The sequence below is a fragment of the Streptomyces scabiei 87.22 genome (assembly GCF_000091305.1).
Taxonomy (GTDB): Bacteria; Actinomycetota; Actinomycetes; order Streptomycetales; family Streptomycetaceae; genus Streptomyces; species Streptomyces scabiei.
This window is the reverse complement of record NC_013929.1, coordinates 8,384,676-8,406,583: the sequence shown is the minus strand read 5'-3', so window position 1 is coordinate 8,406,583 and position 21,908 is coordinate 8,384,676. Positions and strand designations below refer to the sequence as shown.

The window sequence follows — 21,908 nt, the reverse complement described above, 5'->3', positions numbered from 1 at the left end:
AGCACGGCAGCACAGCAACGCAGGAGGTCGACCCCCCATGCAGGAAGACGAATTCGACTACGTCGTGGTCGGCGGCGGCACCGCGGGAAACGTCGTCGCGGCCAGACTCTCCGAGGACCCGTCCGTCACGGTGTGCGTCCTGGAGGCGGGCCCCAGTGACGTCGGTGACGACGACGTCCTGAGGCTGGAACGCTGGATGGGCCTGCTGGAGTCCGGCTACGACTGGGACTACCCCGTCGAGCCGCAGGCCGGCGGCAACAGTTTCATGCGGCACGCGCGGGCGAAGGTGCTCGGCGGCTGCTCCTCCCACAACTCGTGCATCGCCTTCTGGGCGCCCGCGGAGGACCTCGACGACTGGGCGGCGGCGGGCTGTACGGGCTGGTCCGCGGCCGATCTCTTCCCGCTCTACCGGCGCCTGGAGAGCAACGACGCGCCCGGTGAGCACCACGGCCGCTCCGGGCCGGTGAAGCTCCGCACGATCAAGAGCGAGGACCCGTGCGGCAGCGCCCTGCTGGAGGCGTGCGTCCAGGCGGGCATTCCGACGACCCCGTTCAACACGGGGACGACGGTGGTGCGGGGCGCCAACTGGTTCCAGATCAACTCCGACGAGAACAACATCCGGCAGTCCTCCTCCGTGGCGTACCTCCACCCGATCATGGGCCGGCGCCCCAACCTGGAGGTGCGCACCGGGGTCCGCGCCAAGAAGCTGGTGCTGGAGGGGCGGCGCTGCGTCGGCGCCGAGTACCTGGACCCGGACCTCATCCACACCCGGACGGTGCGCGCCCGGCGTGAGGTCGTGGTCTCCTGCGGTTCCATCGACACCCCGAAGATCCTCATGCTCTCCGGCATCGGCCCGGCCGAGCAGCTGCGCGAGGTCGGCGTGGACGTGGTCGTGGACTCCGCGGGCGTCGGCGAGAACCTCCAGGACCACCCCGAGGGCGTCATCATGTGGGAGGCCGCGCAGCCGATGCCCACCGAGTCCAACCAGTGGTGGGAGGCGGGCATCTTCTACGACACCGAACCGGGTCTGGACCGGCCCGACCTGATGTTCCACTACGGGTCCGTGCCGTTCGACATGAACACGGCCCGGCACGGCTACCCGACCTCCGAGAACGCGTTCTGTCTGACGCCCAACGTGACCCGGGCGAAGTCCCGGGGCACCGTGCGGCTGCGCACCCGGGACTACCGGGACAAGCCGAAGGTCGACCCGCGCTACTTCACGCACGAGCACGACGTGCGCGTGATGACGTACGGCCTTCGTCTGGCCCGGCAGATCGCCGCGCAGCCGGCCCTGAGCGGCTGGGCGGGAGCCGAGTTGGCGCCCGGGCCCGACGTACGGAGCGACGAGGAACTCCTCGACTACATCCGGAAGACCCACAACACCGTCTACCACCCGGCCTGCACCGTGAAGATGGGCGCGGACGACGACGCCTCCGCCCCGCTGGACGCTCGGCTGCGGGTGAAGGGCATCGCGGGGCTGCGGGTGGCCGACGGGTCGGTGATGCCGGATCTGGTCACGGTGAATCCGTGCATCACGACGATGATGATCGGCGAGAAGTGCGCCGATCTCCTGAAGGCCGACGCCTGAGGGTCGGGCTGCCCGGGGGACGCGCGCGGCCGCGGGCCCGTCCGGGCCCGTCGCGCGGTTCCCCGCGCCCCCTCACGGCGCGCTCGGGGCTGGCCTCCGGTACATCCTCGTCGCCGTGATCTCCGTGTGCACCGTCTCCCCCGCCCGGGGCTGCTTGGGCAGTCCCGGGCGGAGGTGTTCCTCCACGCTGATGTACTTCAGGCCCGCCCTCAGGTCGGCGTCGTTGCGCAGCCGGATCACGAGCGGGAACTCCGCCAGCGCGGTCGTGTCGAAGAGACCGGTGGTGTAGAGGAGCTGGACGCCCAGGGCGTCCGAGACCGCCCGCTGCAGTTCCAGCAGGTACGTCGCGTTGGCGCGGCCGATGGGGTTGTCCAGGAACAGGGTGCCGGCGTGGCGATGCCTGTCGCGTCCCCGGTCGTTGCTGCGGAGGGCGGCCATCGTGCAGTAGAGGGCGATGGCCGCGGTGAGCAGCTGGCCGCCGGAGAAGACGTCGCCCATCTGTCCGACGGGGACGCGCTCGGCCCGCAGCACGGCGTCCGGTTTGAGGATCTCCACGGCGATGCCCTTGGGCTGGAGCGCGGCGCCGACGCCCCGCAGCAGCAGGGACATGCCGTCGCGGCGCATGTCGGAGTTCTTCTTCACCGCCGCGCGGGTCGCCTCGTCGACGACCTCGCCGAGCCGTTCGGCGAGGGTGGCCTGGTCGGGCTCCTCGAAGCGGATGCGCAGGAATTCCTGGCCGGACCACTCCCCCAGGCCCTCGGGGAGCCTGGACAGCCGCTGGGCGGAGCGGAGCGTGGCGAGGGCCGACTCCACCAGACCGCGCAGCCGGTCGACGATCGAGTCGCGGTTGCGCTCCAGCTGGGCCAGCTCGTCCGTGAGGACCCGGAGCCTGGGCGCGAAGGCGTCGGCCCACTTCTGGGCGTGCTCGGGGAGCGAGGCCGCCGGCAGCTCGCGGATCTGCTGGCGGGCGGGTGTGCGTACCTGCTCGTAGCGGGTGGAGTTGGCGTGGCGTACGAGGATGTCGCTCGCCTCGCGCACAGCCCCCTCGGCGGCGGACAGGTCGGCGGCGCAGCCGCGCAGGGAGCGGCGGGCCTCGGCGGCGGCCCTGCGCGCCTCCTCGGGGCCGCCGGGGTAGGGCTCGGTCTCCTCCTGGTCGTCGTCCGCGGAGTGGTCGCGCAGGAGGTCCCGGAGCAGGGCGGCGGTCTCGTCGAAGCCGCCGGCCGCGTCCTCGGCGGCGCGGTGGGACTCCAGCAGCTCGGCATGGGCCTCGCGGGCCCGGGTCAGCGCCTCGGCCCGGGAGGCGAGTTCGGCGGTGGCGGTGCGCAGCAGGCCCTGGGCGTGCTCGGCGTCGCGCGGAAGCAGTTCCTCGGGCAGCTCGGTGTGTGCGTCGCCGTCCTCGGGGGCGTGCCGCTCGGCCTCGCCGCGCAGTCGCCCGAGCTGCTCGCTCGACAGGGACACCCGGCTCTCCAGGAGCTGGACCAGCTCCTCGGCGCGGGCGACGGCGGCCTGCCGGGAGGGCGCGTCGGAGCCGTCCGGTGACTGCAGGAGCTGCTCGGCACGGTTGCGGACCTTGTTGGTCAGCCGGCCGAGTTCGGCGATCGCGGAGCTCTCGTCGCTCTCGGCCCGCGCCTGCTCGGCACGCAGATCGGCGCCGACACCCACCTTCTCGTACACCTGGGAGGCGGCCCGGTACGCCTCGCGCAGGGCCGCGAGGGGGTGCCGGGGCGCGTCGGGATCGGTCTCCGGTACGTCGTCGGGGGCGCCGGCGATCTCCGCGCGCTCGGCGCGCAGCGCACGCGCCGTGCGGCGGGCGTCGTCGGCGGCGCGCTGGGTGGCGCGGCGGTTCTCGTCGGCGGCGCGGGCGCGCTCCAGACAGGACTGGGCGCGGGCCTCGGACTCGGCGGCCTCGTCGGCTAGTTCGCGGAGCTTGGCCTGCCAGCCGGCGCGCTCGCGCAGCCGGTGGGCGAGTCCGGCGAGGACGTCGGCGGCGCGGCGGGCCTTCTGTGCGGCCTCCTGCCGCGCGTCGCGCACGTGGGCCGCCTCGGCCGCCGCCTCCTCGGCCTCGGCCCGGACGGTGCGGGCCTCCGACAGCTCCGCCTCGGCCTCCTCGGCGAACGCCCGCGTCTCCCGCGCGGCGGCGGCCAGCTCGGTGAGTCTGCCCGCCGGGCACCCCGTGCGCCACGAGGAGAGGCGGGCCGCCAGTTCGCGGTCCTTGCCGAGCCGGGCGGCCAGCCGACGGATCTCCTCGTCCCGCTCGGTCGCCCGCGCGCGCAGCGTCTGCCGTTCCTCGTCGGCGGCGTGCTCGTCGTGCATGGCCGGGTTGGGCGGCACGAGGAACACGTCGGAGGCGGTCCCGTCGCCCGCGCCGGCCGGCGGGGTCGGGGCCAGCAGGGCGGCCGCCGTGCCGACGGCCACGGCGGACCTCGGGAGCAGTGCCGCGTCGGTGAGCGCCTCGCGGGCCCGGGCGTGCGAGTCCGGGTCGGTGATGATCACGCCGTCGACCAGCTCCGGGCGCGCGGCCAGCACGCGCGCGTGGTCGACGGGATCGACGGCCTGGGCCAGATAGCGCCAGCCGGGCAGGGCGGGGATGCCGTGCTCACCGAGGAACTCGACCGTGGCGAGCACGTCGGGGCCCGGCGGCAGCAGTCCTCCGTCGCCGAGGGCGCCCAGGATGCGCGCGTCGTCGGCGGCGGCGGTGCGCAGGTCGAAGAGGTGACGCTCGGCGGACGACACGTTGTCGTCGAGCAGTTCGCGCAGTTCGTCGGCGAAGCGGTCCAGCTCCTCGGGGGTGAGCGACCCGTCGGCGGCGGAACGCCCGGCCGGTGTACGGGTGTTGTCGGCCGCCGCGTCGCCGCCGTCCGTCGTCTCTCCCCTGCGGGGCACCGGCACCCCGGGGCGTGTCCGGCCGGCGTGGCCCGGCAGGCTCAGCAGCTCGGCCAGCCGCTCCTCGGCGGCGAGGGCCTCCGCGGTGCGCCGCTCCCCGTCGAGGGCGCGCTCGGCGGCGGTCGCCGCGTCCGCCGCGCGGGCGGCCGTCAGCTCCGCTCGGGACTCGGCGGAGGCCGCCTCCCTGGCGCGTTCGGCGGCGCGGCGCGAAGCCTCGCGTGCGGTGTCCCAGGCGGCGACGGCCGTCTTCTCGGCGTCGCTGGCGGCCAGGGCGGCGCGGGCCGGATCGGCGTCGGGGGCGGTGTCGTCGAGCCAGCCGGCGCGGACGGCCTCGGCGGTCTCCTGCTCGACCTCGCCGAGGCGCTGCCTGAGGTGGCCGGTCTCGCTGCGGGCGCGCTGGGCCTCGGTGGCGGCGGCGGTCGCGTCCCGGTGGGCGGCCTCGCCGGCCTCCTGCAGTGCCGCCGACTTCTCCTCCCCCTCGTTGGCCAGGTCCTCGGCGCTCTCGGCGGCGGCGTGCAGGGCGCGGACGAGGTCGACGGCGGCCTTGGCACGGGCGGCGAGGGCGGGGGCGGCGTCCCGTTCGGCCTCCTGGATGGCGGCGGCCACCCGGGCGACACGGTCGGCGGCGGCCCGATGCCTGAGCACGGCCTCGGCGGCCTGCCAGGCGGAGTGCAGGGTGCGTGCGTCGGCCAGCTCCCGCTTCTGCGAGGCGGCCGACCTCTCCGCGGCGGCCAGCGCCAGCGAGGCGTGCCGGTAGGCGAGTTCGGCCGCGATCTGGGCGCTGCGGTCGCGGGCGGCCTCGGAGTGGGTGACCGCGTACGCGGCGGCGGTGGTCCGCTGGGCGAGGTCGGTGCCCCGCAGCCGCTCCCGGGCGGCGCGCGCGGAGAGGCGGCGGGCCAGGGTACGGGTGCGGCGCTCGGCGCCCGCGTGGATGTCCCGGGCCCGGGAACGGGCCTCGGCCGCCTCGACGATCCGGCCGAGCAGATCGACGGACCCGGCGGTGAAGTCCCGCTCGGCGATCAGCTCGGCCCGCCGTCCGAGCTTGTTGCCGAACCCGCTCACCAGGTCGGCGAGTCCGTCCGTGTCCCGGGTGTCGGTGACGGCCCGCAGCAGCAGGTCGGTGAAGTCGGCGTCCTTCTTCACCGCGAAGAGTCCGGCGGCCTCGCCCTCGTCGGCGTTCATCTCCCGCTGGTAGCGGAAGAGTTCCGGGTCGAGGCCGAGGTCGGTCAGATGCTCGTTCCAGCGGTCGTGGATCTCCTCCCAGTGCACTTCGAGGTGGGGATACGCCTTGCCCGCCTCGGTGAGGGCGTCCCGGAAGCCCTTCATGGTCCGCCGCCGTCCCTGGGCGCCGGACGCGCCCTCGGCGGGCGGGCGTACGGCGGTGGACTCGGCCACGGGCAGGTTGTCCAGGCTCAGTCCCGGGCCGGGCCGGAAGGAGTACCAGGCCTCGGCGAACTTGCGCGGGTCGCTGGAGACCTGCCGGCCCCGCCACTCGCTGACCTTGCCCACGACGACGCACTCACCGGTCAGCGTGTGCTGCCACTCCAGGGCGACGTGCCCGCAGTCGTCGGCCAGCAGGAACTTGCGCAGCACACCCGAGCTGGCGCCGCCCAGGGTGTTGCGGTGGCCCGGCAGCATCACCGAGAAGATCAGCTTGAGCAGGACGGACTTGCCGCCGCCGTTCTCCAGGAAGAGGACCCCGGCCGGTGCCGGCCTGCGCGGCGGGCCGGTGGGTTCCTCCGCGAAGAACTCCGCCTGCTGCGGTGCGGGGTCGGGCACGTACGCGCCCACACCCCGCAGGTCCAGCACGGTGTCGGCGTAGCGCGCACCGGCCGGCCCGATGGAGTAGAGGCGGACCCGGGACAGCTCGTACATGGCGGCGGACTTTCGCGGTCGTAAGGGGGGTTCGTGCGGTGCGGTGGTGACGGCGGGCCGTCGGTCGGGGTCGTGGGGGGCGGGCGTGTGGTCGTGGTGCCCCGTAGGGCGGGGGCGGGGTTGGTCAGGAGTGGAAGGGCAGGCCGGCGTCGGCCACCAGCTCCAGGTCGTCGGTGTCCTCGGCGGGCAGCAGTGTGGCCGAGCCGTCGGTGACGGGCACGACGCCCAGGTCCAGCAGTTCGGCCATCGCGGCGCTGCCCGCCATGTCCCGCACCTGGAGCTGGTATCGCGCGGTCGTCCGGTACGTGCCGCCGTTGTCGTCCCCGGTGCGCTGCAGGAAGCCCGAGTCGGTGAGGAAGCCGACCGCCTTGCCGATGATGCCGGTGGTCGACCCGGCCAGCCGGCGCGCGTCCTTGGTGGCACCGGTGGAGCTGCGTCTCGCCCAGGTCCGCCAGGCCGACTCCAGGCCGGGAGCGTCGGTCGCCGGGTCGGTGTTCTCCCCCGATTCCTCGGCGCGCTCCTCCAGCCGGCGGCACGCCTGCCGGACGAAGGCGTCGACGCCGTTGACCGAGACCCGCCCGATGTACCCGTCGTCCGCGAGGTCCTCGGGCCGGGGGAAGGCCATGGCGGCCACCGCGAGATGCGCCAGCCCGTGCAGGAACCGGTCCACCGAGTCGGCCGCCGTCCGGCGCGCGTAGTCCCCCATGCGCACGGCGAAGACGGAGTCCTCGGCCGCCGTCACCGCCATGCCCGCCCGCGGTGACACCTCCAGCACGATGAGTCCCAGCCCGGCGGCCACGGCGTCGGCGAGCCGTGCGAAGGCCGGATCCTCCCGGTAGCGCCTGAGCAGTTCGCCGTACTCCTGGTCCCGGGCGGGCTGCAGCTTGGGCTGCAGCCCGAAGGCGACGAGCCTGGCGGCGTCGGCGGCGTCGGCGGGCGTGAGGGGCGCGGCCACCGGAGCGGCGGCCGTCTCCGGCTCACTCCACTCGACGTGCTCACTCACAGCGGAACTCCTTGGTCGGGTTAATGGGGGGAAGGGCGGCGCGGAGAGGGGTGCGGGGGGCCGTGCGGCAGGCCCTGGACGGCCGGCGGCCGCGCGACGGGCGCGATCCCCGTGGGGCCCTCACGCCGCCTCCCGGTCCGCCGCCATCCCGGCCGCGTCCAGCAGGGCCGTGCCCACGATCAGATCGGCCCCGCCGAACTCGGGGTCGTCCAGCTCCACCCCGTCGTCCACGGAGAACAGCAGCTTCGCCTCGCCCTGCCGGTAGGCCGTCCCGACCGGCGGGCTCGCCGCGTGCACGGCCAGGAGGGCGACCAGATAGGGCAGTTCGGGATCCTGGAGCCGGGCGTCCGCCAGCAGCCCGGACAGCCGCCGGGGCGCGTCCGCGGGCAGGTCGAGCAACTGCTTGGCCGCCGCCAGCTGCTCCTCGCTGAAGCGGCTGTCGTCGGGCGTGGCGATCAGGTCGGGCTCGGGCATCTCCGCGCCGAGGTGCTCGCGCTCCACCGGGGGTGTGAACAGCAGCTCGACGAGGTCCCCGACCCGGACGGACCCCGGCGTGCGCAGCCCCGTCCCGCGGGCGAAGAACGCGTCGGTCACCCGGCGTGCCTGCTCCACGGGCAGCGGGAGCAGCGGTGCCAGCAGATGGCCGTAGAGGTCCGTGCCCGAGGTGGTCATCGGGGTGGCGAAGGCCTGGCGGTCCTGCTCCGCGCGGAACAGCGGCCCGGCCTCCAGCAGCCTCGACTGCAGCTGGGTGTGCCGCCGGATGCAGTCCTTGACGATGTCGACGAGTTCGGCGGCGCGCCGCTTGTGCTCGGGTTCCTCGGACTCGTCGCGTGCCTTGCGGATGTTGGTGAGGATCGCGTTCTCGTGGCGGTAGCGGTCGGCCACGTGGTCGAGCGCCTCGGCGATCATGTCGGGCACGGTCCTGAGCCAGTCGACCGCGCGGACGTTGCGCCGGGTGGCGTCCAGGGCCCTGCGCAGGGTCTCGGAGTACTGCACGGTCCGGTAGCGGGCCTGCTCGGCGGCGAGCTGGGCGTCCGCGAGCCGGCCCCGGCTGATGAGGATCTCCAGCTTGACCTCGGCGGCGATCTGGGCGCTGGTGACATCGGTGTCGAGGGCGCCCACCAGGACGTTGACGGCCTCGTCGGTCGTACGGAGGTAGACCCCGCCGCCGTGGCCGGGGACCTCCTCGATCAGCTTGAAGTCGTAGTCGCGGCGGACATAGGTGCCGTCGGGTGCGAACGTCCCGTACACGGCTCGGAAGCCGCGGTCGACACTGCCGACGTTGATCAGGTTCTCCAGCACCCAGCGGGCCACGCGCTCGTGCTCCTCGACGGGCCGCCGGGGGGCCTGGGCGGCGATGCGCGGGATGAGGCGGGCGACGATCTGGTCGTGGTCCGCGCCCGTGTCGAAGTCCATGTTCAGGGTGACCAGGTCGATGGCGGCGAGGGCCACCTCCGCCATGCCGTACACCGAGTACTCGCCGGCGAGGTTCGCCTTGCGCGCGTCCAGGTCGTGCAGCGGCGCGGTGCAGGCGAGCGCGCGCAGCCGCCGCGCCAGTCCCTCGTCGGCGGCCGGGCCCGGAGCAGGGCGCGGCCCCGCGCCGAGCTGGGGCGGAACGCTGTCCGTCGATGCCGGTGAAGTCACGGTGCACAGACTAGGTCCTGGGTCTGACATCGACCCAAATCGTTCCGCCGGGCGAGGTCCGGGACGGCCGCGCCCGGGGCGGACGGCTCAGGAGACCTCGGTGACCCGCCGTCCGTAGACCGCGACCAGGTTCCGCAGCGAGTCGTCGAGGTAGTCCGCGAGCAGCCGTTCGGCCTCGTCCCGCTCCCCGCGCTCCAGGGTCCGCAGGATGACGAGATTGCGCGCCAGGTACGGCTCGTACAGCTCGCGCGGATCGTCCACCACGTGGAACGCGAGCCGGAGTTCGGCGAAGACGCTGCGCATCAGCTCGTCGGTGCGGGCGCTGTCGGCGAGGGCGACCAGTTCGCGGTGGAAGTGGATGTTGGCGGTGGAGACGCCTTTCCAGTCGTCCTCGTGGGCCTCGCGCTGTCCTTCCGCGACGGCCTCGGCGAGCCGGTCGAGGCCGTACGGCGGGGCACCGAGTCCGCGGACGACGGCGCACTCGACGAGGCGGCGGGTGCGGTAGATGTCCTCGACGTCCTCGACGGTCAGCACCCGTACGAAGACACCGCGGTTGAGCTCGTGGACGAGCAGCCGTTCATGGGTGAGCAGGCGGAACGCCTCGCGCAGAGTGTTGCGGGAGACGCCGAGGGCGCCGCCGATGCTGTCCTCGGACAGCCGGGTCCCGGGCGGGAAGAAGCCGTCGGCGATCCGGCTCCTGAGAATGTCCGAGACCCTCTCGGCGGTGCTGGTGCGCCCGAGGAGGGCCCGGTCGTCGGCGAGTCCGGTCAGTTCGGCGGCCATGCCGGAATTCAATCGCAGACCCGAGAACGAAACAACACGGGTATTGAAGGATCGTTCAACGATCCTCTACCTTGCTGGACAGGCGCCCCTCCGTTCGACGCCCGGCGCCCCTCGTCCCGGCACGGCCCGGGCCCCGTTCCACGCCTGTCTCACGCACCCTCCCCCTCACCGCGAGGTGCCCATGAGTACGCCCCCTCCCTCCCAGGTCCCGACCACCCCGACCCGGCCCGATCCGGCCGGGCCGGCCTCCGACGACGGCGCGTTCGGCTGGCTGCGCGCCCTCGGCCCGCGGGGCCGCCGCGCCTTCGGCGGCGCGTTCGGCGGCTACGCCCTCGACTCGTACGACTACTTCACGCTGCCGCTGAGCATGGTCGCGCTCACGGCCTACTTCGGCCTCGACAACGGCCAGACCGGGCTGTTCACCACGGTCACCCTGGTCGTCTCGGCGATCGGCGGCGCCGCCGCGGGTGTGCTCGCGGACCGGATCGGCCGGGTGAAGGCCCTGATGATCACCGTGGTGACCTACGCGGTGTTCACCGTGGCCTGCGGCTTCGCGCCCAACTACGAGACCCTGCTGGTCTTCCGCGCCCTCCAGGGACTCGGCTTCGGCGGTGAGTGGGCGGTCGGCGCGATCCTGGTCGCCGAGTACGCGAGCGCGAAGCACCGGGGGCGCACGCTCGGCGCGATCCAGAGCTCCTGGGCGGTCGGCTGGGGACTGGCCGTGATCGTCTACACGACGGTCTTCTCCCTCCTCGACGACGACCTGGCCTGGCGCGTGATGTTCTGGACCGGCGCCCTGCCCGCGCTGCTCGTGATCTGGGTGCGCCGCTCGGTCCAGGACGCCCCGCAGGCCGCCGCCGCTCGGGAGAGGAGCACCGAGAAGGGCTCGTTCGCCGTGATCTTCCGGCGGGGCACGGCCGCCTCGCCCGGTCTGCTGCGCACCACGGTCTTCGCGGTGCTGCTCTCCACCGGCGTCCAGGGCGGCTACTACACGCTGGCCACCTGGGTGCCCACCTATCTCAAGACGGAGCGGGGTCTGTCGGTCGTCGGCACCGGCGGCTACCTCGCGTTCCTGATATCCGGCGCCTTCATCGGCTATCTGACCGGCGGGTACCTGACCGACCTGCTGGGCCGCCGACGCAACATCTGGCTGTTCGCCGTGCTCTCGGCGCTGTGCATCCTGGCGTACGCGAACATCCCGAGCGGCGCCGGCACCCTGCTGCTGGTGCTCGGCTTCCCCCTGGGGTTCTGCATGTCGGCGATCTTCAGCGGCTTCGGCTCGTACCTCAGCGAGCTGTACCCGTCGGCCGTCCGGGGCACCGGGCAGGGCTTCACCTACAACACCGGCCGGGCCGTGGGAGCCGTGTTCCCCACCACCGTCGGCTTCCTCGCCGACAGCTGGGGCGTGGGCGGCGCGCTGGTCTTCGGCGCGCTCGGCTACGGCCTGGCGGCACTGGCCCTGCTCGGCCTCCCGGAGACCCGCGGAAAGGAACTCGTGTGAACCCCGTGACGACCGAGGGCCACCCCGGGCCCCGCCCGGCGACGCCCGCCCCGTACGACGTACCCCTGGCCTCCGTCGACCCGCACGCGCACGCGTGGACCCCCGAGAAGGCTCGCAGCGTGTTCCGTTCGGGGGTCACCGGCCCCACCGCCGGGGTCGCCGCCGGCCACACCCAGGCGAACCTGATCTCGGTCCCCGCCGACTGGGCCTACGACATGCTGCTGTTCTGCCAGCGCAACCCCAAGCCGTGTCCCGTGCTCGACGTGACGGACGCCGGGGCGTGGCGGACGCCGCTCGCAGCGGGCGCGGACCTGCGCACCGACCTGCCGCGTTACCGGGTGTGGGAGCACGGCGAGCTGGTGGCGGAGCCGACGGACGTGGTCGACGTCTGGCGGGAGGACCTGGTGTCGTTCCTGATCGGCTGCAGTTTCACCTTCGAGTCGGCACTGACCGGGGCGGGTGTGCCGATGCGCCACATCGAGCAGGGCCGGAACGTCTCCATGTACGTCACCGACCGCCCGTGCCGGCCCGCCGGGCGGCTGCGGGGCCCGATGGTGGTGTCGATGCGTCCGGTGCCGCCCGAGCACCTGGCCACCGTGATCCGGGAGACCAGCCTGCTGCCGGCCGTGCACGGCGGCCCGGTGCACTGCGGCGACCCGGCGGGCCTCGGCATCGCCGATCTCTCCCGCCCGGACTTCGGCGACCCGGTGGAGGCGGAGCCGGACGACATCCCGGTCTTCTGGGCCTGCGGGGTGACGCCGCAGGCCGCGGTGACGGCCTCGCGGCCGCCGTTCGCGATCACCCACGCACCGGGCCGGATGTTCCTGACCGACGCCCGCGACGAGCAGTACCGCGTCCTCTGACGAACACCGCGTCCTCTGACGAACAAGCAGGAGAATGGCATCCATGAGCTCCATCGACCTCAACGCCGACCTCGGCGAGGGCTTCGGCCGCTGGACGCTGACCGACGACGAGCGGCTGCTGTCCGTCGTCACCAGCGCCAATGTGGCCTGCGGTTTCCACGCCGGGGACGCGGCCACCATGCGGCGGGTCTGCGCGCTGGCGGCCGAGCGCGGCGTACGGGTCGGGGCCCAGGTCTCGTACCGGGACCTGGCGGGCTTCGGGCGGCGCGCGATGGACGTGCCGCCCGCCGAACTGGCGGCCGAGGTCGCCTACCAGATCGGCGCCCTGGAGGTCTTCGCCCGCGCGGCGGGCACGCGCGTGTCGTACGTGAAGCCGCACGGCGCGCTCTACAACCGGGTCGTGGGCGACGAGGAGCAGGCGGCGGCGGTGGTCGACGGGGTGCTCCTCGCCGACGCCACGCTGCCCGTCCTCGGTCTGCCCGGCTCGCGTCTCCTCGCGCTGGCCGAGGCGGCGGGGCTGCCCGCCGTCACCGAGGCGTTCGCGGACCGCGCCTACACCGACCTGGGCACCCTGGTGCCGCGCGGCCGGGAGGGCGCCGTGATCGCGGACGCCGACGCGGTGGTGGCCCGCTCCGTGAGCATCGCCGGCGACGGCACGGTCACCGCGCACTCCGGGGCGCGCATCGCCGTCCGGGCCCGCTCCCTGTGCCTGCACGGCGACACACCGGGCGCGGTGGACCTGGCCCGGCGGGTGCGGGCCGAGCTGACGGCGGCCGGTGTGCGGGTGGAGGCGTTCGTATGAGGGCGCTCCCGGTCGGGGACCGTGCCCTGCTGATCGAGGTGGGCACGGGCGAGGAGGCGGCCGCGCTCCACGCCGAGCTGCTGCGCCGCCGCGCGTCCGGCGACCTGTCGGCGGCGGAGATCGTCCCGGCCGCCCGTACGGTCCTGCTGGACGGCCTCGACGACCCGTCCCTGCTGGCCGGACGCCTCGCCTCCTGGGACATTCCGCCCGTCCCCCCGCGTACGGAGGACGTCGTCGAGATCCGGGTGCGGTACGACGGCCCCGACCTGCCGGACGTCGCCGCCCACTGGGGGGTCGACGTCGCCGAGGTGGCCCGCGTCCACGCGGCGGCCGAGTACCGCGTGGCCTTCTGCGGCTTCGCCCCCGGCTTCGGCTATCTCACCGGGCTCCCCCGCGAGGTCCCGCGCCGGGCCACTCCTCGCACGGCGGTCCCGGCGGGGTCGGTCGCGCTGGCCGGGCCGTACACCGGCGTGTACCCGCGCGCCTCCCCCGGCGGCTGGCAGCTGATCGGGACGACCGACGCGGTGCTGTGGGACACCGCGCGCGTACCGGCCGCCCTGCTGGCGCCGGGCACCCGGGTGCGCTTCACACCCGAGGGGGCACCGTGACGGACGACGCCCTCGTGGTGGTCCGGGCGGGCGCGCTGACGACCGTCCAGGACCGGGGCCGCCCCGGCCTGGCGCACCTCGGCGTACCGCGCTCGGGGGCGCTCGACGCGCCGGCGGCCGAGCTGGCCGGGCGGCTGGTGGGCAATCCCCCGGGTACCGCCGTCCTGGAGACCACGCTCGACGGCTGCTGCGTGCGCCCCCGCTCGGCGGTCGTGATGGCCGTCACGGGAGCCCCCTGCCCGGTCACGCTGGACGGCCGTCCGGCCCCGTGGGGAGCGCCGGTACGGGTGCCCGGCGGGGCGCTTCTCGACATCGGCAGGGCCCGCAGCGGCGTACGCAGCTATCTCGCCGTCTCCGGCGGTGTGCGCGTGGAGCCGGTCCTCGGCAGCCGCTCCACGGACCTGCTGTCGGGCCTCGGTCCGCCGCCGCTGACGGACGGCACGGTACTGCCGCTGGGCCACCGGGCCGGCCCGTACGCGCACGTGGACGTCGTTCCGCACCCGGCGCCGCCCCGCGAACTCGTGCTGCGCGTGACCCTGGGCCCGCGCGAGGACTGGTTCACGGACGCGGCCCTGCGCACCCTCACCGGGCGCGCCTACGCCGTCTCGTCGGCGAGCAACCGCATCGGGCTGCGGACGGAGGGGCCCGCCCTGGAGCGCCTCCGGGAGGGCGAACTGCCCAGCGAGGGCATGGTGCTGGGCGCGGTGCAGGTGCCGCCGGACGGCCGTCCGGTCGTCTTCCTCGCCGACCACCCGACCACCGGGGGCTACCCGGTGATCGCGGTGGTCGCCCCGGCGGACCTGCCCGCCGCCGCCCAGGCCGCGCCCGGCACCCCGGTGCGGTTCGTCGCCGTACGGCACCACCGTTGACCGGTCCGCCGGGACCCGCTCAGGCGACCTCCGGCCGCTGGTCGGGGACGGTCAGCGCGGCCAGGGCCGCCGCCACCGCATGGGAGGCCGACAGGTCCAGGCGGGAGCTGGTGCCCCGGGCCTCGTGCCGCACCTCGGCGGCGGCCAGGGCGAGGAGCTGCGGCAGGAGGTCGGTGCAGCGCCGGGCCACCCAGGCCGTCCCCGCCGTGGCCAGCCACCGCAGACCGGCGGCGTGGGTGGGCGCCGGGAGGCCGGGCTCGGCGGCGGGGGCGGGACCGGTCGCGATCCCGGCTTCCGCCAGCAGGGCGTGGAAGCGCAGGGCGAACTGCCGGTGCTCCCGCTCGCCGGGGTGCAGCCGGTCCGCGCTCCACATCGCGCGGTCCGTCAGCCAGGCGCCCTCCGAGGCGTGCAGGTGGACCGCCCCGTGCCGTGCCGACAGCGCGTGGACGACGGTGTTGACGGTCCGTTGCCGCCGGGCGAGGGGCCTGGCGAGCGCCCGGGGCAGGCCGAGCATCGTCCCGGGGTCGGGCAGGCACGCGGTGAGCAGCACCGTTTCCCGCTCCCGGAAGGCCCGGTAGATCTCGTCGAGGCGGGCGGCGACGGCGTGGATGTCGAAGGCGCAGCGCAGGGTGTCGTTGACGCCGACGACGACGGAGGCGATGTCCGGGCGGAGGGCGAGCGCGGCGGCCAGTTGCCGGTCGCGTACGTCGCGGGTCTGGGAGCCGCTGACGGCCAGGTTGGTGAACCGCGTCCCGGGGCCGAGCCCGTCGGCGAGCAGCGCGGCCCAGCCCCGCCGGCCGCCCGCCACGGGGTCGCCCACGCCCTCGGTGAGAGAGTCGCCGAGGGCCACGAACCGTCGGGCAGTCATCCGACGCCCTCCTGCACCGGGCGCAGGGCGGTGGCGTCGTGCGCGGCGAGGAACGCGTCCACCGCGGCCCGCCAGCCGAAGCACTCGGCCCGCGCGCGTGCCGCAGCCCTGCGGTCGCCCTCGGGCCGGTCGAGCAGTTCCTCGACGGCGTCGGCGAACGACTCGCCGCGGTCCGCCGCCGCCCCCGCGGAGCCGATCACCTCGGGCAGCGCGGAGGACGCGCTGGCCACCACGGGCGTGCCGCAGGCCATCGCCTCCAGCGCGGCCAGCCCGAAGGTCTCGGCGGGGCCGGGGGCCAGGGCCACGTCGGCGCTCGCCTGGAGGGCACCCAGTTCGGCGCGGTCGCCGACGTGCCCGAGGAAGGTCACCGGCAGCCCCTTCGCGCGCTGGCGGAGCCGGTCGCGCAGCGGCCCGTCGCCGGCGACGACCAGCACGGCCCGCCGTCCGCGCCGGAGCAGCGCCTCCAGGGCGTCGACGGCCGTGCCGGGCCGCTTCTCGACGGACAGCCGGGAGCACATCACGAGCAGCAGGTCGTCCTCGCGCGCGTACCGCCCGCGCAGCGAGGGGTCCCGCAGGGCGGGGTGCCGGTCCACGAGGTCGACGCCCAGGGGTGCCCGGACGACGTTCCGGGCCCCGATCCGTACGAACTCCCGTTCGGCGAATTCGGTGGTGCACACCACCTGCGCGTAGGTGTGGGCCGTGCGGACGTTGAGGGCGTCGGAGGCCCGGCGGGCCGTCCGCCCGGACAGGCCCCAGGTCCGCAGCACGCCGTCGGCACTCTCGTGCGAGACCATCACCGCGCGCACCCTGGCCCGCCGGGCCCACGCCCCGGTCCAGCGCAGGGTGGTCCGGTCGGAGACCTCCAGCCGGTCGGGCGCCAGCGACTCCAGCAGGCCCGCGACCCGCCGCCGGTCCAGGAGGACGCGGTAGCCGCCGGTCCCGGGCAGCAGCGGCCCGGGCAGGGTGATCACCCGTCCCTGCTCGGTCGCGGCATCGGTGTACCGCTCGCCGGGCACGACGAGGACGGCCTCGTGCCCGGCGGCCTCGTATCCCTTGCCCAGTTCCCGCAGCGCGGTGCGCAGGCCGCCCGAGGAGGGCGCGACGAAGTTGGCGAGCCGTACGATCCGCAGCCCGCCGGTGCGGTCCCCGCTCACGCGGCCACCGCCGTCCGGGTCGCGAGCACATCGGTGTAGTGCTCGATGAGCCGGTCGCCGACGGCCGCCCAGGTGCGCCCCTCGACCATGGCCCGCCCGGCGGCCCCGTACCGTGCCCGCAGCTCCGGATCGGCGGCCAGGGACAGCACCGCGTCGCGTACGGCGGCCGGGTCGCGGGGCGGGACCAGGAGTCCGGTGCGCCCGTGGTCGACGAGGTCCAGCGGGCCGCCGGCGGCCGGTGCCACCACGGGGACTCCGGAGGCCATGGCCTCCTGCACGGTCTGGCAGAAGGTCTCGTAGGGGCCGGTGTGGACGAAGACGTCCAGCGAGGCGAAGATCCGGGCGAGTTCGTCGCCGGTGCGGCGGCCGAGGAAGACGGCTCCGGGCAGGGCCGCGCGCAGGGCCGGTTCGCTGGGCCCGTCGCCCACGATCACGACCTTCACGTCGCCCCGGGCGCACACTCCGGCGAGCAGTTCGATCTGCTTCTCGGGGGCGAGGCGGCCGACGTAGCCGACGATCGGCTCGCCGCCCGGCGCCAGGGCGCGGCGCAGGGCCTGGTCGCGCAGCTGGGGGCGGAACCGGACGGTGTCCACCCCGCGCGGCCACAGGCTGACCCGGGGCACGCCGTGCGTCCGGAGGTCGCGCAGGGCCGCGGTGGACGGGGCGAGGGTGCGGTCGGCGGCGGCGTGCACGGCGCGGATGCGCCGCCAGGCCGCCGCCTCACCGGCGTGGACGTAGGTGCGGGCGTATCCGGCGAGGTCGGTCTGGTAGATCGCGACGGCGGGGACACCGAGGCGGGCGGCGGCGGCCATGCCCCGCACGCCGAGGACGAAGGGGCTGGCCAGGTGGACGATGTCGGCCCGGTGCCCGACGATCGCCGCGGCGACCCTGCGGCTGGGCAGGGCGACGCGGACCTGGGGGTAGCCCGGGAGCGGGAGGGAAGGGACACGGACGACGGGGCACGGTGCCAGGAGGTCGGCTCCGGCCCCGGTCCCCTGGGCGGTGGCCGGGGCCACGACGAGCGGGGAGTGCCCCCGCGCGACGAGATGCCGCGCGGTCTGCAGGGCGCAGTGGGCCACGCCGTTCACATCGGGGGGAAAGGACTCGGTCACGATGACGACACGCATACCGGTGTTGTCGTCGTACCGGACGTGGCCGCGTCAACGTGGATCTTTCCGCGCGGGGAACGTCCCATGAGCGTTGCGCTGCCCACCTGTCCTGGTCGGACCGTGTCCATGCCCGCCTGATGTCCGGGTCACCCCGTGTTCACATTGCGGGCATGTCAGGACCGATGCGACTGCGTACGGCTGTCTGGACGTCGTCCTCCTCGGCCGGGTCGGCGGCGAGCCGGCGGAGCTGGTCGACGACGCGGGTGTCCCCGGTCTCGGCGTGCCGGGCGGCGATCTCGCGGGTGGTCTCCTCGCAGTCCCAGAGGCATTCGACGGCGAACCCGGCCGCGAAGGAGGGGTCGGTGGCGGCGAGGGCGCGGGCGGCGCGGCCGCGGAGATGGGAGGAGGCGGTCTCACGGTAGATATGGCGCAGGACGGGCGCGGCGCAGGCGATGCCGAGGCGGCCGGTGCCGTCGACGAGGGTCCACAGGGTGGGCGCGTCGGGCCCTTCGCCCCGGACGGCCTCGCGCAGCGCGCCGAGCACCAGGTCGCTGTCCTTGGCCCCGCCCAGGCAGGCGAGCATGCGTCCGGCGGCGGCGCCCAGCGGGTCGGGCCGGTGCACCCAGCCGCGGGCCCGGTCGACGGCGGCCAGACTGCGCATCCGTTCGAAGGCGTCGACGGCGGCCTCCACGACCGTCGTCGTCCCGTCGGTCACGGCGCCCTCGATCAGGTCGAGGGCGTCGGGATCGTTGCCGTCGGCGAGGTAGCGCAGGGCGGTACAGCGGGCGCCGTCGTCGCCGGACCGGGCCGCGAGGATGATCTCGGGCCGGTCCTCGGGGCCGGCGACGGCCGTGAGGCACCGGGCGGCGGGCACATGGAGGACGGCCCCGCGTTCGATGCCCTGCTGGGCCCACTCGAAGACGGCCTTGACGCTCCAGCCGGGCCGGGGCCCGCTCGGCCGCATCTGCCGCTGCCAGCGGTCGAAACAGCCGGTCTCCTGGGCGGCGCGCACGCGGGTGGCGACCGCCTCGCGGGGATCGTCGGCCCACAGCCGCCAGGGGCGCGGCTCGAAGGCGTCGCGGACGGTGGCGGCCAGTTCGGCCTCGCCCTGCGGGTCGGTGGTGAAGCGGGCCAGCACTGGTTCGGCGAGGGCGCGCAGCCCTTCGTCGTCGTCCCTGAGGGCCAGTTCGTCCAGGGCCCAGGCCCAGCTGGTGCCCACGGCGGCGTACCGGCGCAACAGCCGCAGCGCGTCCCGCCTGCCGTAGGAGGCGAGGTGGCCGAGGACCGCGAGGGCCAGGCCGGTGCGTGACTCGTCGGTGTCGAGCACGTCCTCGGCGTCGAAGAGGTGCCGCTCGATCTCGTCCAGCTCACCGCTGAGATCGAGGTAGAGACGGGCGTAGTACAGGGAGCGGTTCTCCACCTGCCAGTCGTGGCGGGGGTCGCTCAGCACACAGTGGTTCAGTGCCGCGAGCGCCTCGGCCCGCGGGGCGGTGAGCGCGTGCAGGGTGCCGTCGCCGCGGCCCCGCTGCAGCAGGCCGAGCAGCGTACCGCTGGGCGCTATGACCGGTTCGAACATGGGAAACAGCCTCACATCAAGCGTCGACGCAACCGGGGATTCCGCTTTACCTGGCCGCGTGACAACACGTCGGTGCGCCCGCCGTCTCTTGCTTGCTGTAGACCATCTTCCTCTGCCTCTCGTCGGTGGCCCATGCGGACCGCGTCACGGCCCACGCGGTGCGGCAACACCTGCCCAGCCATCATGTCCGTGAATCACGACGTCATGATGACCCGGCGGTTCTCACTGCCGCGACCGAAATATCCGGCGGCCCCGTACCGCCTCCCCCGTCTTTCGTGTTTTTGCTGGTCAGAACATGTGGATCAGCGTGCTGCGAACAGTTCGAGCAGTTCCGTCTTACCGAACATACGTGCGGTGTCAATCGCGTTCGGCGTGCCGGCGGCAGGGTCCGCCCCGCCCTCCAGAAGCACCCGGACGACTCCCTCCTCGCCCTTGAAAACAGCCCCGGCGAGGGGGGTCTGACCGCGGTCGTTGACGCGGTCGGCCCGACCGCCGCGGGCCAGGAGAGCCCGTACCGCGTCGGCGTGCCCGTGGTAGGCGGCGAGCATCACGAGCGAGTCGCCCCGGTCATTGGTCAGATCGGCCGGCACCCCCGCGTCGACGTACTCCACGAGCGCCCCGGTCTCGCCCCTGCGGGCCAGATCGAAGATCCTGGTCGCCAGCTCCACGACCTCCGGGTCGGGGGCTTCGCTCATCGCCGGGACCACCTCTCACACAACACGCCTCGAGCCGAACGGGTGAATCGCCAGAGTACTGGCTCCCCGCGCACACGAGCGGACCGAGCCGAGGCAAAGATCACACCGAGTCCCGTCACGCGCAACAGCCCAGCCCGGACGGACCAGTGCGAATTCCGCCACTCGGGCGAAATCCTCAGAATTTCACCCTTTTGCACCTTTTATCGTATGGATACATGCTGTGACCCTGGAAGAACTCATGGTGACTGTCCCCACCAACCAGGAGAACCCACATGATCCTGAACATCTCAGGCGTCGTCCTGCTCGGCGTCATCGTCTTCCTGTTCTTCCGCAAGGACGGCCTGAAGGCATCGCACTGCATCGTCGTCACCCTCTTCGGGTTCTACCTCGCCAGCACGGGCATCGCCCCGAGCATCACAGCGGGCGGCGAAAGCCTCGCGAGCCTCCTCGGCGGGATCAAGTTCTGACCCCGTCCCCATCCGTACGCACCCCCAGGAGACAGCCGTGGCCCGGGTCCCCCTCCCCCGCATCCTCAGCAGCGGCGGCGCGCACCTCGCCAGGAGCCGGGAGCTGGCCCGCACGGCCGCCGACGGCGCCACCGACGTCCTCCACCCGCTGATCACGATCACGCGTGGACTGCGCCGGCTGGTCGCCGCCGGGCGGCTCAGATGGGCCGAGACCCCGAAGGACCGCCGCGGGTCACTGCTGTTCCTGGCGGCCTCGGTCGTCCTGGTCGTGACCCTGGTGCCGTACGGCCCGCTGCTCGCCGTCATCACCCTGATGGCGGCGGCAGCCTGGGCGGGCCGGGCCGGCGCCGTCCCGGAACCCACCGGCCCGGACGAGTCGCAGACCCAGCGCCTGCGGTCGCTGTACGACGCCCTGGTCCCCTACTTCTCGGCCGCCGAGGACCCCGCGCCCCTCTACACGCACGGGGGTGCCTGGGAGGACGCCTTCCCCGCCTACGCCTTCGACGGCACCGGCCGCGTCTGCCATCTGCTGGTCCGGTACCCCGCCTACTTCACCGACGGCGAGCCGGAGGCCCGCGCCCGCATCGAACAGCTACTGCACGCCAAGGCGGGCCGCGGCCGTGAGTACCGCTTCACCTGGGACGAGGAGGGCAACGAACTCAACCTCGCCGTCCTGCCCCCGCTCGCCCGCGACATCGGCGCCCAGCGCTTCGTCACCGCCCCGGGCGAGACGGTCCTCGGCTTCACCGACGCCGTCCACGTCCAGCGCACCCTCCCCCTGACCTGCGGTGAGGAGCAGCGCGACGTGCCACCGGTCGTCTGGCGCACAGGGCCGGGTTCCACGGAGCCGCACCTGCTGGCCGTGGGCGGACCGGGCAGCGGCACGACGACCCTGCTGCGCGCCGTCGCCCTCCAGGCCCTGCAGCACGGCGACGTCGTGATCGTCGAGGGCGGCGGCAGCGGCGAGTACGCCTGGCTCACCGGCCGCGACGGCGTCCTCGCCGTGGAGAGCGGACTGTCCGGAGCCCTGGCGAGCCTGGAGTGGGCCGCCCAGGAGACCGAACGCCGGCTGATCGCCACGAACCGTGCCCGGCAGGCGGGACAGCCCGCGCCCGACGACGTCCGCCGTCCCCTGTGGCTCCTCCTCGACCGCCCGAGTGTGCTGACCCACCTCGCCGCGGCCGAGGACCGGCGCGACCCGCAGTCGCTCCTCCAGGTCCCGCTCCGCCACGGCCGCGCGGTCGACGTCACCGTCGTGATCACCGAGCAGTTCGACCACCTGGACGCGCTGACGGACGCGGTACGCGGGAACACCCGCGCGCGCGTGGTCCTCGGCCCCGCCACCCCCGAGCAGACGGAGTCGGTTCTCGGCACGGCGCCCCCGACCACGCCCACCCCGGACGTCCCCCCGGGCCGCGGCTACGTCCGCCTCGGCACCGCCCCCGCCCTCCGTCTCCAGGTGCCCGCCACCCCCGACCCCCACGACGAGGACGCCCCCGAAGCGCTTCGCCGGACGATCCTCGACCTGCTCCCGGCGTGCACCACCCCGGCGGACTCCCTCACGAAGGCCGCGGTGGCCGAGGCCTGAGGCCCAGCAGACCCAACCGGCCCCTCAGGCCC

17 protein-coding genes are annotated in these 21,908 nt (G+C 74.5%); 8 read left to right on the top strand and 9 right to left on the bottom strand.

The features are described 5' to 3' along the window. Positions 1-37 precede the first annotated feature (37 nt). Positions 38-1,588, top strand: a complete 1,551-nt coding sequence (locus tag SCAB_RS36415) for a GMC family oxidoreductase (protein ID WP_013005110.1) — start codon at positions 38-40, stop codon at positions 1,586-1,588. A 72-nt stretch (positions 1,589-1,660) separates the two neighbouring features. Here SCAB_RS36415 and SCAB_RS36410 read toward each other — a convergent pair whose 3' ends face one another. From SCAB_RS36410 to SCAB_RS36395, 4 genes are all read right to left on the bottom strand, one after another. Continuing rightward, on the bottom strand, positions 1,661-6,346 hold the full coding sequence (locus tag SCAB_RS36410) for a hypothetical protein (protein WP_013005109.1): 4,686 nt from the start codon (positions 6,344-6,346) through the stop codon (positions 1,661-1,663). A 124-nt stretch (positions 6,347-6,470) separates the two neighbouring features. Further along, positions 6,471-7,349 (bottom strand): hypothetical protein, encoded by an 879-nt coding sequence (locus SCAB_RS36405; RefSeq protein ID WP_013005108.1) that lies wholly within the window; start codon positions 7,347-7,349, stop codon positions 6,471-6,473. Positions 7,350-7,469: 120 nt separating this feature from the next. After that, complete coding sequence (locus SCAB_RS36400) at positions 7,470-8,993, bottom strand: hypothetical protein (RefSeq protein ID WP_013005107.1); 1,524 nt, start codon at positions 8,991-8,993, stop codon at positions 7,470-7,472. Between the two features lie 87 nt (positions 8,994-9,080). Then, positions 9,081-9,776: a GntR family transcriptional regulator gene (locus SCAB_RS36395; protein WP_013005106.1), complete on the bottom strand. Its 696-nt coding sequence runs from the start codon at positions 9,774-9,776 to the stop codon at positions 9,081-9,083. A gap of 181 nt (positions 9,777-9,957) precedes the next feature. Between SCAB_RS36395 and SCAB_RS36390 the strand changes: the two genes are divergently transcribed. The 5 genes from SCAB_RS36390 to SCAB_RS36370 are packed head-to-tail and all read left to right on the top strand — an operon-like array spanning position 9,958 to position 14,419. Beyond that, positions 9,958-11,277 carry an MFS transporter gene (locus tag SCAB_RS36390; RefSeq protein ID WP_037725749.1) on the top strand — a complete coding sequence of 440 codons (1,320 nt, stop codon included), beginning with the start codon at positions 9,958-9,960 and terminating at the stop codon, positions 11,275-11,277. Continuing rightward, positions 11,274-12,140: a putative hydro-lyase gene (locus tag SCAB_RS36385; RefSeq protein ID WP_013005104.1), complete on the top strand. Its 867-nt coding sequence runs from the start codon at positions 11,274-11,276 to the stop codon at positions 12,138-12,140. Before SCAB_RS36390 ends, SCAB_RS36385 begins: the two co-directional genes overlap by 4 nt. A gap of 43 nt (positions 12,141-12,183) precedes the next feature. Continuing rightward, positions 12,184-12,942 carry a LamB/YcsF family protein gene (locus tag SCAB_RS36380; protein WP_037725744.1) on the top strand — a complete coding sequence of 253 codons (759 nt, stop codon included), beginning with the start codon at positions 12,184-12,186 and terminating at the stop codon, positions 12,940-12,942. After that, positions 12,939-13,550, top strand: coding sequence for a 5-oxoprolinase subunit B family protein (locus SCAB_RS36375; RefSeq protein ID WP_013005102.1), 612 nt, complete (start codon positions 12,939-12,941; stop codon positions 13,548-13,550). The genes SCAB_RS36380 and SCAB_RS36375 overlap by 4 nt, the downstream gene beginning before the upstream one ends. Next, positions 13,547-14,419: a 5-oxoprolinase subunit C family protein gene (locus SCAB_RS36370; protein ID WP_013005101.1), complete on the top strand. Its 873-nt coding sequence runs from the start codon at positions 13,547-13,549 to the stop codon at positions 14,417-14,419. The genes SCAB_RS36375 and SCAB_RS36370 overlap by 4 nt, the downstream gene beginning before the upstream one ends. Positions 14,420-14,438: 19 nt before the next feature. Here the strand turns inward: SCAB_RS36370 and SCAB_RS36365 are convergent, their stop codons facing one another. The 5 genes from SCAB_RS36365 to SCAB_RS36345 form a co-directional block, all read right to left on the bottom strand. Continuing rightward, positions 14,439-15,287 carry an SGNH/GDSL hydrolase family protein gene (locus SCAB_RS36365; protein ID WP_041670059.1) on the bottom strand — a complete coding sequence of 283 codons (849 nt, stop codon included), beginning with the start codon at positions 15,285-15,287 and terminating at the stop codon, positions 14,439-14,441. After that, positions 15,284-16,441 carry a glycosyltransferase gene (locus tag SCAB_RS36360; RefSeq protein WP_013005099.1) on the bottom strand — a complete coding sequence of 386 codons (1,158 nt, stop codon included), beginning with the start codon at positions 16,439-16,441 and terminating at the stop codon, positions 15,284-15,286. Before SCAB_RS36360 ends, SCAB_RS36365 begins: the two co-directional genes overlap by 4 nt. Further along, a complete protein-coding gene (locus tag SCAB_RS36355; protein ID WP_013005098.1) occupies positions 16,438-17,568 on the bottom strand; it encodes a glycosyltransferase family 4 protein in 1,131 nt (376 codons plus the stop codon). The genes SCAB_RS36360 and SCAB_RS36355 overlap by 4 nt, the downstream gene beginning before the upstream one ends. A 139-nt stretch (positions 17,569-17,707) precedes the next feature. Continuing rightward, positions 17,708-19,126, bottom strand: a complete 1,419-nt coding sequence (locus SCAB_RS36350) for a HEAT repeat domain-containing protein (protein WP_013005097.1) — start codon at positions 19,124-19,126, stop codon at positions 17,708-17,710. Between the two features lie 302 nt (positions 19,127-19,428). Next, a complete protein-coding gene (locus tag SCAB_RS36345) occupies positions 19,429-19,821 on the bottom strand; it encodes an ankyrin repeat domain-containing protein (protein ID WP_037725740.1) in 393 nt (130 codons plus the stop codon). Positions 19,822-20,093: 272 nt separating this feature from the next. On the opposite strand from SCAB_RS36345, the gene SCAB_RS36340 reads away from it, so the two are divergent. Beyond that, on the top strand, positions 20,094-20,288 hold the full coding sequence (locus SCAB_RS36340) for a hypothetical protein (RefSeq protein WP_005485586.1): 195 nt from the start codon (positions 20,094-20,096) through the stop codon (positions 20,286-20,288). Positions 20,289-20,325: 37 nt separating this feature from the next. Further along, the gene (locus SCAB_RS36335) at positions 20,326-21,876 is read left to right on the top strand and encodes an ABC transporter ATP-binding protein (protein WP_013005095.1); all 1,551 of its coding nucleotides are present in this window, start codon (positions 20,326-20,328) and stop codon (positions 21,874-21,876) included. The last annotated feature ends 32 nt before the right edge of the window (positions 21,877-21,908 follow it).